The sequence below is a fragment of the Streptomyces sp. NPDC005931 genome, from assembly GCF_042871235.1.
Lineage (GTDB): Bacteria > Actinomycetota > Actinomycetes > Streptomycetales > Streptomycetaceae > Streptomyces.
Genome location: NZ_JBIAIG010000019.1, coordinates 48,457 through 62,268, shown reverse-complemented (window position 1 = coordinate 62,268; position 13,812 = coordinate 48,457). Strand labels below are relative to the sequence as shown.

15 protein-coding genes and 1 riboswitch are annotated in these 13,812 nt (G+C 74.0%); of the genes, 11 read left to right on the top strand and 4 right to left on the bottom strand.

Annotation, left to right across the window (positions count from 1 at the left end; genetic code table 11):
• Positions 1-63 precede the first annotated feature (63 nt).
• A riboswitch (cobalamin riboswitch) is annotated at positions 64-139 on the bottom strand.
• A gap of 212 nt (positions 140-351) precedes the next feature.
• A complete protein-coding gene (locus ACFYOV_RS30420) occupies positions 352-573 on the bottom strand; it encodes a hypothetical protein (protein WP_389093158.1) in 222 nt (73 codons plus the stop codon).
• A gap of 31 nt (positions 574-604) precedes the next feature.
• Positions 605-1,858, bottom strand: coding sequence for an anion permease (locus tag ACFYOV_RS30415; protein WP_389093156.1), 1,254 nt, complete (start codon positions 1,856-1,858; stop codon positions 605-607).
• Positions 1,859-2,108: 250 nt separating this feature from the next.
• Here ACFYOV_RS30415 and ACFYOV_RS30410 point away from each other — a divergent pair, with 250 nt between their 5' ends.
• From ACFYOV_RS30410 to ACFYOV_RS30400, 3 genes are all read left to right on the top strand, one after another.
• Positions 2,109-2,840 (top strand): class II aldolase/adducin family protein, encoded by a 732-nt coding sequence (locus tag ACFYOV_RS30410; protein WP_389093153.1) that lies wholly within the window; start codon positions 2,109-2,111, stop codon positions 2,838-2,840.
• A gap of 278 nt (positions 2,841-3,118) precedes the next feature.
• Positions 3,119-4,246 (top strand): alpha/beta hydrolase, encoded by a 1,128-nt coding sequence (locus ACFYOV_RS30405; protein WP_389093151.1) that lies wholly within the window; start codon positions 3,119-3,121, stop codon positions 4,244-4,246.
• A 925-nt stretch (positions 4,247-5,171) separates the two neighbouring features.
• Positions 5,172-6,611, top strand: coding sequence for a hypothetical protein (locus tag ACFYOV_RS30400; protein ID WP_389093149.1), 1,440 nt, complete (start codon positions 5,172-5,174; stop codon positions 6,609-6,611).
• Positions 6,612-6,659: 48 nt separating this feature from the next.
• On the opposite strand, the gene ACFYOV_RS30395 is transcribed toward ACFYOV_RS30400, so the two are convergent.
• Positions 6,660-7,079: a VOC family protein gene (locus ACFYOV_RS30395; RefSeq protein ID WP_389093147.1), complete on the bottom strand. Its 420-nt coding sequence runs from the start codon at positions 7,077-7,079 to the stop codon at positions 6,660-6,662.
• 210 nt (positions 7,080-7,289) lie between these two features.
• On the opposite strand from ACFYOV_RS30395, the gene ACFYOV_RS30390 reads away from it, so the two are divergent.
• The 3 genes from ACFYOV_RS30390 to ACFYOV_RS30380 all read left to right on the top strand — a co-directional run bounded on the left by ACFYOV_RS30390 (position 7,290) and on the right by ACFYOV_RS30380 (position 10,409).
• The gene (locus ACFYOV_RS30390) at positions 7,290-8,888 is read left to right on the top strand and encodes an ABC-F family ATP-binding cassette domain-containing protein (RefSeq protein WP_389093145.1); all 1,599 of its coding nucleotides are present in this window, start codon (positions 7,290-7,292) and stop codon (positions 8,886-8,888) included.
• Positions 8,889-9,236: 348 nt separating this feature from the next.
• A complete protein-coding gene (locus ACFYOV_RS30385; RefSeq protein ID WP_018567695.1) occupies positions 9,237-9,458 on the top strand; it encodes a helix-turn-helix domain-containing protein in 222 nt (73 codons plus the stop codon).
• Positions 9,459-9,605: 147 nt separating this feature from the next.
• Positions 9,606-10,409 carry an enoyl-CoA hydratase/isomerase family protein gene (locus tag ACFYOV_RS30380; protein WP_389093142.1) on the top strand — a complete coding sequence of 268 codons (804 nt, stop codon included), beginning with the start codon at positions 9,606-9,608 and terminating at the stop codon, positions 10,407-10,409.
• Positions 10,410-10,547: 138 nt separating this feature from the next.
• Here ACFYOV_RS30380 and ACFYOV_RS30375 read toward each other — a convergent pair whose 3' ends face one another.
• Positions 10,548-11,351: a nucleopolyhedrovirus P10 family protein gene (locus ACFYOV_RS30375; RefSeq protein WP_389093140.1), complete on the bottom strand. Its 804-nt coding sequence runs from the start codon at positions 11,349-11,351 to the stop codon at positions 10,548-10,550.
• A gap of 86 nt (positions 11,352-11,437) precedes the next feature.
• Here ACFYOV_RS30375 and ACFYOV_RS30370 point away from each other — a divergent pair, with 86 nt between their 5' ends.
• The 5 genes from ACFYOV_RS30370 to amaP all read left to right on the top strand — a co-directional run bounded on the left by ACFYOV_RS30370 (position 11,438) and on the right by amaP (position 13,811).
• Positions 11,438-11,935, top strand: coding sequence for an Asp23/Gls24 family envelope stress response protein (locus ACFYOV_RS30370; RefSeq protein WP_389093137.1), 498 nt, complete (start codon positions 11,438-11,440; stop codon positions 11,933-11,935).
• Positions 11,936-12,020: 85 nt separating this feature from the next.
• Complete coding sequence (locus ACFYOV_RS30365; protein WP_389093136.1) at positions 12,021-12,206, top strand: hypothetical protein; 186 nt, start codon at positions 12,021-12,023, stop codon at positions 12,204-12,206.
• Positions 12,203-12,586: a hypothetical protein gene (locus tag ACFYOV_RS30360; RefSeq protein ID WP_389093133.1), complete on the top strand. Its 384-nt coding sequence runs from the start codon at positions 12,203-12,205 to the stop codon at positions 12,584-12,586. Before ACFYOV_RS30365 ends, ACFYOV_RS30360 begins: the two co-directional genes overlap by 4 nt.
• Positions 12,583-13,227 carry a DUF6286 domain-containing protein gene (locus tag ACFYOV_RS30355; RefSeq protein WP_389093131.1) on the top strand — a complete coding sequence of 215 codons (645 nt, stop codon included), beginning with the start codon at positions 12,583-12,585 and terminating at the stop codon, positions 13,225-13,227. Before ACFYOV_RS30360 ends, ACFYOV_RS30355 begins: the two co-directional genes overlap by 4 nt.
• Positions 13,224-13,811 carry an alkaline shock response membrane anchor protein AmaP gene (amaP, locus tag ACFYOV_RS30350; protein WP_389093129.1) on the top strand — a complete coding sequence of 196 codons (588 nt, stop codon included), beginning with the start codon at positions 13,224-13,226 and terminating at the stop codon, positions 13,809-13,811. Before ACFYOV_RS30355 ends, amaP begins: the two co-directional genes overlap by 4 nt.
• Position 13,812: the final 1 nt, after the last annotated feature.

The window sequence follows — 13,812 nt, the reverse complement described above, 5'->3', positions numbered from 1 at the left end:
CGGGCATGGCGATATGTCCTCACTCAGGGTGTCCGCGCCCTGGTTCGACGAGACCGGCGGTGAGAGTTCCTGGCTCCCGGGGGGTGTCCACCCCCGGTGACAGTGGCGGGACCGCGCCGGACTTCCACCGGCTTCCTCTCCTTGCCGCCGCACTTGGCACCGGGCAGTCCACCACGCCCCCGGAACGGCCGTCAACTTGCCGTTGACCTGCGAGGCTGAAGTGTGCTCAGGCCCACAGAGGGGCGCGGGTGGGGGACCCGCGCAGGCGTGCGCGGGGGGACACGGAAACGGGCGGTGCGGGGCCGAAGCCGCGCACCGCCCGCCGGACGCAGAGGACGGATATGACCCGGATCAGGCCATGATCAGGTAGATCCCGTACGCCACCGCCGCCGCGCACGCCGCGAAGCAGGCGTAGGCGCCGGTGACCGCCAGGGCCGCGTTCTGGCCCTGGGCCGCGGCCCGCTCACGGCGGGACAGGCCGGTGATGCCGAGGGTGAACAGGCCCACCAGGGCGACGGTGACCACGAGGCTGACGCCGAAGACGGAACCGAGGGCCGCCCAGTCGATCTTCATGGTGCTCTTCTTCCTTCGTACCGGTTCGCGGTCAGACGGTGGTCTTCGCCGGCGGGGCCGCCGGGTCGGTGGGCGCCGGGGCCGGGATCGTGGCCGAGAGGTCCTCGGGCACGGTGCCCGCGGGCGGCGGGGTCACGGCGGCGATGGCCTGGGTGACCACGCCGGGCGGCTCCTCGGCGGTGGCGTCGGTGTCGTTGACGTTGGTGTGGTCGACGACCTCGCGCCGGGAGATCTTCCAGATGGCCGCGCTGGAGGCGACCAGGAAGACGGCCACGACCGCGGTGCCCCAGTCGCCGAAGCCGCAGACCCACTCGGCGAGCGCCGCGACCAGGGCGGCGGCCGGCAGGGTCAGGCCCCAGGCGACGAACATCCGGGTGGCCGTGGACCAGCGGACGACGCCGCCCCTGCGGCCCAGGCCCGCGCCCATCACGGCGCCGGAGACGGAGTGCGTCGTGGACAGGGAGAAGCCGAGGTGCGAGGAGGCCAGGATGACCGTGGCGGCGCTGGTCTGGGCGGCGAAGCCCTGCTGCGGCTGGAGGTCGGTCAGGCCCTTGCCCATGGTGCGGATGATGCGCCAGCCGCCGAGGTAGGTGCCGAGCGCGATGGCGATGCCCGCGGAGAGGATGACCCACAGTGGCGGGTCGGAGTCGGGGGCGAGGGTGCCGCCGGCGACCAGGGCGAGGGTGATGATGCCCATCGTCTTCTGCGCGTCGTTGGTGCCGTGGGCCAGGGAGACCAGACCGGCGGAGGCGATCTGTCCGGCGCGGTAGCCGCCCTCGGCGGCCTTGCCGTCGGCCTTGCGGCCCATGCGGTAGGTCAGCCGGGTGGCGAACATGGCGGCGAGGCCGGCGACCAGCGGGGCGGCGATCGCGGGGATCAGCACCTTGGTGACCAGGACGTCGCCGTGCACCGCGCCGAGACCGGCCGAGGCGACCGTGGCGCCGATCAGGCCGCCCATGAGGGCGTGCGAGGAGCTGGACGGCAGGCCGACCAGCCAGGTCAGGAGATTCCAGAGGATCGCGCCGACCAGTGCGGCGAAGATGACCTCGGGACGGATGCCGGCCTCGTCGACGAGGCCCTTGGAGATCGTGTTGGCGACCTCCACGGAGAGGAAGGCGCCCACAAGGTTCAGCACGGCGGACATGGCCACCGCAACCTTGGGCTTGAGTGCACCGGTCGAAATGGTCGTTGCCATCGCGTTCGCGGTGTCGTGGAAACCGTTCGTGAAATCGAACGCGAGTGCGGTTACCACCACAATCGCGAGGATCAGCGAGAAGCTTTCCATTTACCCAGGCAATCGTTCGAGGTCATTGGCTGGTCGAACGTAGGTAACCAGGGTGAACGGAAGATGAACTGGGATGGGCATCGCGGTGACCGTAAGAGGGGGTCGGCGCTCCGCCGGATGGCGGGTCCGCGCGATCGGCCCGCGTTTGGGCCGTTGTGCGCCTTCATCGATCATTTTCGGCCATCCGTGGAGCGGCTGAAAGAGATACTGGTCACCCTCCGCTCCGGCGGACGCCTGGCAGGATCGCGGTATGACCGAGCAGCGGCGGACGGGCGCGAGCCACGCGGGTGCGAGTGACGCGGGTGCGAGTGACGCGGAGGCGCACCGGGGACGAGCGAACGAGGAGGAGGCGTGCGCCTGGGCGGAACTCCTCGCGACGGCCCGCCGCACCGTCACCGACGGACTCGTCGTCGGCACCTCCGGAAACGTGTCGGTGCGCGTCGGGGACACCGTCCTGGTCACCCCGTCCGGCGTCCCGTACGACCGGCTGACCGCGGACGACGTGACCGGCGTCGACCTCACCGGCCGGCAGGTCCGCGGCACGCTCGTCCCGACCAGCGAGCTGCCCATGCACCTCGCCGTGTACAACACCACCGGCGCTCGCGCGGTGGTGCACACCCACGCCGTACACGCGACGGCCGTCTCGACCCTCGTCGACGAACTGCCGCTGATCCATTACATGGCCGCGGCGCTCGGCGGTCCCGTCCGGGTCGCCCCCTACGCCACCTACGGCACCGACGAGCTGGCCGAGAACATGCTCCGGGCCCTCGACGGCCGCAGCGGCTGCCTGCTGCGCAACCACGGCACCCTGACCTACGGCACCACGCTGGACCTGGCCTACGACCGCACCGCCCAGCTGGAGTGGATGTGCCGCCTCTGGCTGACCGCGTCCTCGGTCCCGGGCCTGACCCCGTCGCTCCTGTCCGGGGAACAGCTGGCCGAGGTGCGGGAGCGGCTGCGGGCCTACGGCCAGCGGCGCTGACGCGCACCGGACCACTCGCGGGCCGCGCCGCCCCCACCGCCCCGCCGGATCACCCCACGGGCCCCGCCCCCCGGGCACGGACCTCCGGCGGGCCCCGCCCCACTCGCACCGGGACACCCGCGTCCCGTGCCCCGCGACGGCCGAAGGGTGCCGCGGCGGACGCGGCGCTGCGGCACGCGCACCCCGGCCCGGATCACCCGGCCCGGATCACCCGGCCCGGATCACCCGGCCCGGGGTGCCCACTGGCCGGGGGCTCGTCCGGACACGACACTGGACCCGTGCGCACTGCCAGAGCGACGGCCGCTGCCGTCACCGCCGTGATCGGGGCCGGCGCCGCCGCGGTGGCCGCCGGCCGCTTCGCCAGCGACGCCGCCCTCAAGGCGCCCCCGGGCGGGCCTCTGCCCACCGAGCCCCGGCTCACGGTGCACGGCACCGCCGCCGGGCAGATCACCCTCACCCGGGACCTCGCCGCGCTGCGCCCCGGCCGGTACGGCCTCGCCGGCGAGGGCTTCCACGCGGTCGTCGGACCCGTCCTGGCGGGTGCCGCGTACTCCGCCGACACCGTCGTACGCCGCCTGGAACGCGTCACGCGGGGCACGCCGGAGCGCGGCGACCGGGCCTGGTTCACCCCGAACCTGTACGTCGGCGACCCGGGCAGCGCCCTCGGCCTGGCGCACGACGACATCGACATCCCCAGTGAACTCGGCTCCCTGCCCACCTGGTTCCTGCCGGGGGCCCGCGACACCTGGGTCATCACGGTGCACGGCCTCGGCACCACCCGCGAGCATGCCCTGAACGTCATGGAGTTCCTCCACCGCCACCGCTTCCCGGTGCTCGCCCCCGCGTATCGCGGTGACGTCGGCGCACCACGCCCGCCGGACGGCCTGAACCACCTCGGTGAGACGGAGTGGCGCGATCTCGACGCCGCGATCCGCTACGCCCTGACCTCCGGGGCCCGGCAGGTCGTCCTGTACGGCTGGTCCACCGGTGCCACGATGGCGCTGCGCGCCGCCGCCCGCTCGGGGGTCCGCGAGCACGTCGCCGGACTGGTCCTGGACTCCCCGGTGCTCAGCTGGGAGGCCACCCTGCGCGCCCTCGCCGCGGCCCGTCGCACCCCGGGCGCACTGCTGCCGCTGGCGGTCCGCGCCGCACAGGGCCGCACCGGTCTGTACGGCGACCGCCGCGCCGACGCCGTCCACCTGGCGCGCATCAGCATCCCCACGCTCATCCTCCACGGCCCCGGTGACACGGTGGCCCCCTGGCTGTTCTCCCGCCGCCTCGCCGAGGCCCACCCGAACACCGTCATCCTGCACACCGTCACCAGCGCTCCGCACGCCGCCATGTGGAACGCCGACCCGGACTCCTACGAAGAGGCCCTGCGGCGCTTCCTGACCCCCCTCATGTGACGTCCCGGCGCGAACGCCCGCCGCCCCGGACCCCCTGCCCACCCGCGCCGCGGAGCGCGAACGGACCGGACGGCTCCGGCGCCGAGCGTGAACATTCCCCGCCTGCCGCCTGCCGCCTGCCGCCTGCGCGACCACGCGCGGAAACGGCGGACGGCAGGCGGCAGGGGCCCACCAGGGGGTGCGCGCGGCTCGGAGGGGACCGTCGGGGGTGCACGGCTCGGAGGGCCCGTCCCGCGCGGAGACACCCGCACCACGCGGACGGCCGACGCGGACCGTCCACCCACACGGACCGAAACCGTCGCGCCCCGCTCGGCCCCGTCCACCAGGGCCCCCCTAACCGCCGTCCGACCCCGCCAGCCGGAGAGCCAGCCCGGTCCGCCCCCGACGGGCCGCCCGGCACCGCCCGTCCGTGACCGCCCTCGGCCCACCCGTGATCATCCGCGCGAACGCTGCCCCGACCCGCAGCCCGAAGCATCCCTCGCCGCCCGCGCGCAGCTGCCCGCCGCCCCCTGTCCGGGCCCACCCGTGGCCGTCTGCGTGAGCTCCCCGTGAACGCCCGTCCGGGCCCACTCGTGACCGTTCGCGCAGACCTGCCCGTGCAAGTCCGTCCGGGTCGACTCCTGACCGTTCGCGCACACCTGCCCGCCACCCCCTGTCCAGGCCCCCGCGAGACCGTCCGCGCAGACGCGGCCCGGTACCTGCCGTGCGAGTTCGTCGGCGCCCACCTGTCCGAGGCGTCCCTGTCCCGCGGACGCCCGTGCCGGAGGGGAACCGGGCGGTCCGCCCCGAGGATTCCGTTTCGTGTCGGGAGCCTGGCCTGTTTTCGCCCCTCAGTCGCCTGCCGGGGCCCCTGCGTTGGCCGTCTCCCTGGCCCCCCGTGAGGTTCCGTTTGGGTTTTCGGACCGTCAACCGGAAGACTGCACCCGTGACGTCCCGTATCCCGCGCGACTCCAGGCTTCGACTCGTCCGCCCGCGACCCCTGGCCGCCTCCCCCGGAGCGGTGAACCAGCGGCGCTCGCGCCGCCCCGCGCCCCGGCCCCCGGAGGGCACCCCGGCCCCGCCGGAGCTGGCCAGAATGGCGCGCTCCGGTCTGGCCGGTGCGGCCCGCGTCGCCCGCTGGGCGGACGCCGCCCTCGGGCCCGGCCGGGGCCGCGCCATCGCCGACGGCAAGGCCACCCTCTCCGACGCGACCGCCGAACGGGCGGCCCGCGAGCTGGGCCTGACCCCGGATCAGGTCCGCGCCGACTGGGACACCGCCCGCCTGGCCGGCCTCGTCGAGGTGCACGGCGACAGCGCCCGCCCCGGCTGGCGACTGCGCGCCTGGAACCGCGACGACAGCGCCGTACTGCGCGGCTGGGTCGCCCTGTTCGACGCATGGTCGCTCGCCCTGCCGGAACCTGAGGACCAGGAACCCGCCGCCGTCGCCGAGGTCGTCTCGGCCATGCCGCAGGTGCTCTCCTTCCTCCAGCTCTCCGCCGGCCCCGTCCCCGTGGAACAGCTCCTCGACCTCCTCCAGCAGCGGGTCACCGAACTGCGCACCGAGCGCTGCGAGATCGACTACACGCCCCGCGTGGCCGCCTCCCAGGCACAGGACCAGGCCCAGGCACCGGCCCGCCCCGCACTCGTCGAACCCCGGCCCGCCGACGCCCCCCTCGAGCCGCTGCTCGACTGGGCCCTGCGTGCCCTCGCCTCCGTCGGCGCCCTCACCTACGGCGCCGGGCAGGCCACGCTCACCCCGCTCGGCAACTGGGCCGTGTGGGTCAAGCTGGAGCAGATCTGCGTGGCCGCGCAGAGCCCCGCCGGGAACATCGAACAGGGCGCCGAGGACATGCTCCGCGGCTGCGCCCAGCTGCGCCCGAACGCCGCCCGCGCCGAGTACCGCGCCTGGCTCGCCGCCCGGCCCGTCGGCAGCGCCGTCACCGAGCTGATCGAGGCCGCCCGCGGCGAGGACGCCCTGCTGCGCGGCCTCGCCTTCGAGGCGCTGCGCGTCGTCGGCGCCCCGGCCGAGCCCGAGGTCCGTGCCGTGCTCGACGAACCGACGCTGCGGCCCTACGCCCTGCTGTGGCTCGCCGAGCACGACGGCGCCGACCCCGAGGACGCCCACGAGGTCCTCACCCGGGAGGAGGCCACCTGGCTGTGGGTCGACACCGCGGCGGCGGTCGCCGACCACGGCGAGGCACCGATGCTGGTGCGGCACCTGGAGTCGGCGGTCCAGCCGACCGTGCCCGCGCTGCTCCAGGAGGTCCGCGCCGTCGGCCACCCGCGCACCGTGCAGGTCCTGGTCGCCCTCGCCGCCGCGCACCCCGACCCGGCCCTGGCGAAGGCCGTACGCCGCGCCGCCTTCCAGGTGCACACCGGGGGCTGACGGCACCGGGCCGAGGCCGCGGGCCGGCCCGCCGGCCGCCCGGCAGGCTCAGGCCCCGGTGCCGGTCTCGGGTGCGTACGTGCCGAAGCTCCAGATGTTGCCCTCGAGGTCCCGGGCCATGTAGTCGCGCGAGCCGTAGTCCTGGTCCGTCGGGGGCATGAGGATCTCCGCGCCCTGCTCCACCGCTCGCCGGTGGTGTGCGTCGACGTCGTCCACCACGACGTACACCCCCGCCGGGCCCGCGTCCTTCATCGCCGTGTCGAACACCCCGCCGCGACCCCTGGACCCCAGCATCACCGCGCCGTTGCCCTGGACCAGCTCCGCGTGCAGCACCGAGCCGTCCTCGCTCTCGTACACGGACAGCTCCGTGAAGCCGAAGGCCTCGGTGAGCTGCCGTATCGCCGCCTTCGCGTCCGTGTAGAGCAGCGTGGGGAAGATGCTGGGCCGTCCACCGCCCGTGCCTGCCATGGCGATCACTTCCTCGTGTCCGCAGCCGGAGACCCCCCGATGTCCACTTGCCGACCAGTCTGGCACCGCCCACCGACAACGGCACCGTGCCCGAAAAGTGGTTGCACGGCCCCGGTAGACTGGCCCCCATGGCCATTCTCCTCGCGCATTAGACGGCGGGAACGTCCTCAGCCGCCCATCCCGCCACCGACCCCGCCCAGGAGTCTGTCCGTGATCTCCGCCTCCGGCATCGAGCTGCGCGCCGGTGCCCGCGTCCTCCTCGAGTCCGCCACCTTCCGCGTCGCCAAGGGCGACCGCATCGGTCTGGTCGGCCGCAACGGCGCCGGGAAGACCACGCTCACCAAGGTCCTCGCCGGACAGGGCATGCCCGCCGCCGGCACCGTCACCCGGTCCGGCGAGGTCGGCTACCTCCCCCAGGACCCCCGCACCGGCGACCTCGACGTCCTCGCCCGCGACCGCATCCTCTCCGCCCGCGGCCTCGACGTGCTGATCCGCAAGATGCGCGAGAACGAGCAGCGCATCGCGAACGGCCAGGGCGCCACCCGCGAGAAGGCGCTGAGGCAGTACGAGCGCCAGGAGACCGAGTTCCTCACCAAGGGCGGGTACGCCGCCGAGGCGGAGGCCGCCACCATCGCCGCCGCGCTGAACCTGCCCGACCGGGTGCTCGGCCAGCCGCTGCACACCCTCTCCGGCGGTCAGCGCCGCCGGATCGAACTGGCCCGGATCCTGTTCTCCGACGCGGACACCCTGCTGCTCGACGAGCCGACCAACCACCTCGACGCCGACTCGGTCATCTGGCTGCGCGACTACCTCAAGACCTACCGCGGCGGCTTCATCGTCATCTCCCACGACGTCGACCTGGTCGAGACGGTCGTCAACAAGGTGTTCTACCTGGACGCCAACCGCGCGGCGATCGACGTCTACAACATGGGCTGGAAGCTCTACCAGCAGCAGCGCGAGGCGGACGAGAAGCGCCGCAAGAGGGAACGCGCCAACGCGGAGAAGAAGGCCGCCGCGCTCAACGCGCAGGCCGACAAGATGCGCGCCAAGGCCACCAAGACCGTCGCCGCGCAGAACATGGCCCGCCGCGCGGAGAAGCTGCTGTCCGGCCTGGAGGAGATCCGCCAGTCCGACAAGGTCGCCAAGCTGCGCTTCCCCGAGCCCGCGCCCTGCGGCAAGACCCCGCTGATGGCCGAGGGCTTGTCGAAGTCGTACGGCTCGCTCGAGATCTTCACCGATGTCGACCTGGCCATCGACAAGGGCTCCCGGGTCGTCATCCTCGGCCTCAACGGCGCCGGCAAGACGACCCTGCTGCGCCTGCTCGCGGGCGTCGAGCAGCCCGACACCGGCATGGTCGTCCCGGGCCACGGGCTCAAGCTGGGCTACTACGCCCAGGAGCACGAGACCCTGGACCCGGACCGCACCGTCCTGGAGAACATGCGCTCCGCCGCGCCCGATCTCGACCTCGTCGAGGTACGCAAGGTGCTCGGCTCGTTCCTGTTCTCGGGCGACGACGTCGACAAGCCCGCGGGGGTCCTGTCCGGCGGCGAGAAGACCCGCCTGGCCCTGGCCACCCTCGTGGTGTCCTCGGCCAACGTCCTGCTGCTCGACGAGCCGACCAACAACCTCGACCCGGCCAGCCGCGAGGAGATCCTCGGCGCGCTGCGCACCTACAAGGGCGCGGTCGTACTCGTCACCCACGACGAGGGCGCCGTCGACGCGCTCCAGCCGGAGCGGATCATCCTGCTGCCGGACGGTGTCGAGGACCTGTGGGGCTCCGACTACGCGGACCTGGTCGCCCTGGCCTGACGCCCGGGCCCGGCCGAAGGCGTGATCCACTGCGTATGGATCATTCGGCCGATCCGTGATCCACCATCTGTGTGAGATCTCCTCATCCCGAGGTGTGTCGTACAACGAACTCGCGGCCGAGTCCTCCACGGCGGAGGGCTCGGCCGCCGCGTCTTTCTGACCTGGAACTTCACCCCGGAACCCGTTCGGCGGTACCGACGGAGAAGTGTGGAATCCCTGATTCCGGATGTGGGGACGCGCTCCCGTCGTCACAACCTTGTCTCACGGACCTTGCCGAATGGGTGGCCATCGGGCCCGGGAGGGGTGATCATGAGGAGACCAGAGCGCACTTCCCATGAGGAGGCACGGGTGGCCGAGACTCTGAAGAAGGGCAGCCGGGTGACCGGCGCCGCGCGCGACAAGCTCGCGGCAGACCTGAAGAAGAAGTACGACGCCGGTGCGAGCATCCGGGCGTTGGCCGAGGAGACCGGCCGCTCGTATGGCTTCGTGCACCGCATGCTCAGCGAGTCGGGCGTCACGCTGCGAGGGCGTGGCGGGGCGACTCGGGGCAAGAAGGCCGCTTCGGCCTGACCCCGGGGCGCCCCACGACGTCGATGGTGACCACCCGGTCGGGTGTCCGTCCGGGCGGGTGGTTACTGTGCAGTCACTTGGCTGTGCCGCAGGACGGGTCCGACCCCGTCGCACGGCCCACACGACCGCACGCATCGGAGGCGCCCCATGGCTTCGCCCGCCCAGGACCTCGGTCCGGTACTCGACAAGGACGGCGTACGGCTCACCGTCGACGACGCGATCGCCACGGTGACGCTGACCAACCCGGCCAAGCGCAACGCGCAGAGCCCCGCTCTGTGGCGGGCGCTGACCGAGGCGGGCCGGCTGCTGCCGGGCTCCGTCCGGGTCGTGGTGCTGCGCGGTGAGGGCAGGTCCTTCTCCGCGGGGCTCGACCGGCAGATGCTCACGCCCGACGGAATCGAGGGCGAACCCTCGTTCCTCGACCTGGCGCGCAGCGCCGACACCGAACTCGACGCGACCATCGCCGAGTACCAGGAGGCGTTCACCTGGTGGCGGCGCAACGACATCGTCTCCGTCGCGGCCGTGCAGGGGCATGCCATCGGGGCGGGATTCCAGCTCGCCCTCGCCTGTGACCTGCGCGTCGTCGCGGACGACGTGCAGTTCGCCATGCGCGAGACCAGCCTCGGGCTGGTCCCGGACCTGACCGGCACGCACCCGCTCGTCGGGCTCGTCGGGTACGCCCGCGCGCTGGAGATGTGCGTGACGGGGCGGTTCGTCACCGCCGAGGAGGCGGTGAACACCGGTCTGGCCAACCTCGCCGTGCCCGCCGCCGAACTCGACGCGGCGGTCCGCGACCTGGCTGCGGCACTCGTGGCCGCGCCCCGTGACGCGGTGATCGAGACCAAGACCCTGCTCCGCGGCGCCCGGTCCCGCACCTACGAGGAACAGCGGGCGGCCGAACGGGCGTCCCAGGCTCGCCGCCTGCGGGATCTGGCGGGACTCGGCGAGTAGCCGTCACCCGTCCCGCACGGCCAGTCCACCGTGGTCGGCCCGGCCGACCACGGTCGGGTGACCGCCGCGGCCGGCACGACCTGTCCACGGGGTGCGTGGGTGGTGTGCCGGCCGGGCGGGCCGTCGGCCGGCGTGCCGTCAGTCGATCGCCGTGACCAGGACCGCCGCCGTCGGCCGGTCGGGCAGTGCCTCGGCCACCGCGGCGCGGACCGCCCGGGCCACGTCCAGGGGGCGGTGGTCCGACCGGACCGCGACATGCACACGGGCGTGCCGGCGGGGGAGGGCGGGCCCGGCCGCGTCCGGCCGCTCCGTCACGTGCACCGGACGGCCCAGCGTGCCCGGGAGCCGTGTCACCCCGGGCACCGCGAGCACCGCCGCGGCGATCCGCTCCTCGTCGGAGTCACCCCCCACGCCCGACCGTCCGCCCCCTGTCGGCCCGTCGCCCTCCTCCGGCCCGTCGCTCTCCTCCGGTCCGGCGCTCTCCTCCGGTCCGGCGCCCGCGTCGGGCCCGTCGTTCTCCCCGCCCCGCGGCGGGGCCTCCCCGTCGTCCAGTAGTTCCGCAACCCGCAGGTCCACCTCCGTCACCGCGAGACCCAGGCCTTCCGCCGCCGTGCGGGACAGGATCGCGCGCAGGCGCGAGGCCGTGGTCGGCAGGGGCTCCGAGAGGGTGGCCGCGAAGTCCGCCGTCAGGCGCAGCGCGCACGGGGGGAAAGCGCTCGGTGGCAGCGGCACGACCGGGGCCTGCGTCTCCTCCGGGTCAGCCGGCGCGATGCGTACGGCACCCAGGCGTACGCCCGCCGCGTCCTGTGCCACCGCGCGCCGCAGGACCTTCCGGGCGGCACGTTCCGCGATCCACGCGCCGTCGCGCGGGCCGCCCAGGGGCAGGAGCCTGCCCAGCCCCAACTGCTGTCGCACTGTCTGCGTCCATCGGTCCGCCGTCATTCCTCCAGCCTGCCGTATACCTGGCGCGCTACCACGCAACCGCGCATACCGTGGTGAACAAGGACGACCGAAAGGGACGTACGGCGATGACTGACATGACGGAAGGGGCCTCGACCAGGGCCTCCGAGACCGAGAAGAGCCTGTCGGAGAGCTCCGCGCGCAGGGGCGGGCAGGGCACCCGGCGCGGGGGAGGCGATCCCGCGACCCGCGGCCGCACCACCATCGCCGACGGCGTCGTGGAGAAGATCGCCGGGCTCGCCGCACGGGACGTGCCCGGCGTGCACGCCATGGGCAGCGGCCTGTCCCGGACCTTCGGGGCCGTGCGCGACCGGGTGCCGGGCGGCACCAAGTCGGTGACCCGAGGTGTGAAGGCCGAGGTCGGTGAGGTACAGACCGCCATCGACCTGGAGATCGTCGTCGAGTACGGCGTGTCCATCGCCGACGTGGCCAAGGACGTGCGCGAGAACGTCGTCACGGCCCTGGAGCGGATGACCGGTCTCGAGGTGGTCGAGGTCAACATCGCGGTGAGCGACGTCAAGCTCCCCGAGGAGGAGGAAGAGGAACCGGAGCCCCGCCTCCAGTGAGGCATCGGCAGCGGCGACAACGTCCGGGCCCCGCCGCGCGGCGAACCGCTGAGACGCTGAGACGCGAGACGCTGAGGAGCGCACCATGAACATGGCCGTGGTCGGCCTGATCGCCGGCATGGCACTGGGTTTCGCCGGATACTTCGGCGGATTCGGAGCCTTTCTGCTCGTGGCGGCCCTGGGCGCCGTCGGCTTCGTCGTCGGCCGGTTCCTCGAGGGGGACCTGGAACTCGGCGACTTCTTCCGCACCCGTGACGAACGGCGGCGGTGACGCCGGTGGGCACGGGGGCAGGTGAACCGGGCGGCGGCTCCGCCACCGTGCCGGCGGGCGAGCGCGGGGCGACCCGGATCGCCGACCGGGTGGTCGCGAAGATCGCCTCCCAGGCGGCGCGCGAGGCGATCGGCACCCTCCCGCCGGACGCCTCGCCGCCGCACGCCACGGTCGTCGTCCACCACGACCACGCCCGCGTCCGGGTGCACGTCGAACTCGACTACCCCGGCGACATCGGCGGCAGGTGCGGACAGGTGAGGAGCCGGGTCGTCGAACGGGTCGGCACGCTCGCGGGCATGCACGTGCCGGAGGTCGTCGTCCAGGTGGAACGGCTGCATCCGGCGGCCGCCCTCCGCGCGGCGCAAGGGAGGACGCGATGAGCGAACCCGCCGGCACCGGCAGCACCGCCACGGGCCCGGTCCTGGAGAAGGCCCCGCCGTCCGGTGCCGGTGCCACCGCGGCGGACGGGGCGCCGGGCGGGCACCGCCGCTTCTGGTCGGCGCGCCGCGTCCCCGCGGGCCTGCTCGCCCTGCTGACGCTGCTGCTCGCCGGCTTCTTCCTGTACGACATCGCCGCGGTGCGCGCCGATCGGCCCGGGATGGGCTGGCGCCGGACACTGGCCCGGGAACTGGCCGGACGGCCCCTGGACGACATCTGGGTGCTGATCGGCGCCGGCGTCGCCGCCGCGCTCGGTCTGTGGCTGCTGCTGCTCGCGCTGACGCCCGGCCTGCGCTCCCTGCTGCCGATGCGCCGCACCCACCCCGACGTGCGCGCCGGCCTCGACCGGGACGCGGCGGCGACGGTGCTGCGCGACCGGGCCATGGAGGTGGCCGGTGTGCAGTCGGTGCGGGTACGCATGAAGCGGCACCGCGCGGACGTCCGCGCGGTGTCCCATTTCCGTGAACTGGACGACGTACGGACCGACCTGGACACCGTGCTCGCCGACGCGGCCAGGGGACTGGGCCTCGCCCGCCCGCCCGCGCTGTCGGTGCGGGTGCGGCGGCCCGGCCGGAAGGGGTGAGGACGGTGCTCAGGGTCGTCAACCGTGTACTGCTCGGCATCGCGGGGCTGGTGCTGGTCGCCCTCGGCGGGTCCGTGCTGGCGATCGGACTGGGAGCACCCGCCCCCTCCTGGTGGCTGCACCACGGGCGGCACGACGTGCTGCTCAGCGAGGCCGAGCGGACCCGGTGGCGGGACGACGGCTGGTGGTGGCCGGTCGTCCTGGCCGCCCTCGCCGTGCTGCTGCTGCTCGCCCTGTGGTGGCTGGTCGCGGTGGTGCGCCGCCGGCGGCTGGCCGAGGTGTTCGTCGACAGCGGCGACGGCGAGGGCGCGGGGCTGCGCGGCCGGGCACTGGAGCAGGTCCTCGCCCAGGAGGCGAGCCACCTGGACGGCGTGGACCAGGCCCGCGTCCGGCTCACCGGCCGGCGCAGCGCGCCGAGGACACGGGTACGGCTCCTCCTGGAACCCCACGTGGACCCCGGAACCACCCTCGACGCCCTGACCACGGGCCCGTTGACCCACGCCCGCGACTCGGCCCGCCTCCCCGGCCTGCCCACCGAGGTCCGCCTGCGCGGCGTCCGTCACCGGGCGGAACGGGTGACCTGAC

Coding starts and splice junctions, on each gene's coding strand:
- ACFYOV_RS30375 (WP_389093140.1), bottom strand. CDS start 11,351: ATGACGGCGGACCGATGGACGCAGACAGTGCGACAGCAGTTGGGGCTG.
- ACFYOV_RS30395 (WP_389093147.1), bottom strand. CDS start 7,079: ATGGCAGGCACGGGCGGTGGACGGCCCAGCATCTTCCCCACGCTGCTC.
- ACFYOV_RS30370 (WP_389093137.1), top strand. CDS start 11,438: ATGACTGACATGACGGAAGGGGCCTCGACCAGGGCCTCCGAGACCGAG.
- ACFYOV_RS30420 (WP_389093158.1), bottom strand. CDS start 573: ATGAAGATCGACTGGGCGGCCCTCGGTTCCGTCTTCGGCGTCAGCCTC.
- ACFYOV_RS30365 (WP_389093136.1), top strand. CDS start 12,021: ATGAACATGGCCGTGGTCGGCCTGATCGCCGGCATGGCACTGGGTTTC.
- ACFYOV_RS30380 (WP_389093142.1), top strand. CDS start 9,606: ATGGCTTCGCCCGCCCAGGACCTCGGTCCGGTACTCGACAAGGACGGC.
- ACFYOV_RS30355 (WP_389093131.1), top strand. CDS start 12,583: ATGAGCGAACCCGCCGGCACCGGCAGCACCGCCACGGGCCCGGTCCTG.
- ACFYOV_RS30410 (WP_389093153.1), top strand. CDS start 2,109: ATGACCGAGCAGCGGCGGACGGGCGCGAGCCACGCGGGTGCGAGTGAC.
- ACFYOV_RS30415 (WP_389093156.1), bottom strand. CDS start 1,858: ATGGAAAGCTTCTCGCTGATCCTCGCGATTGTGGTGGTAACCGCACTC.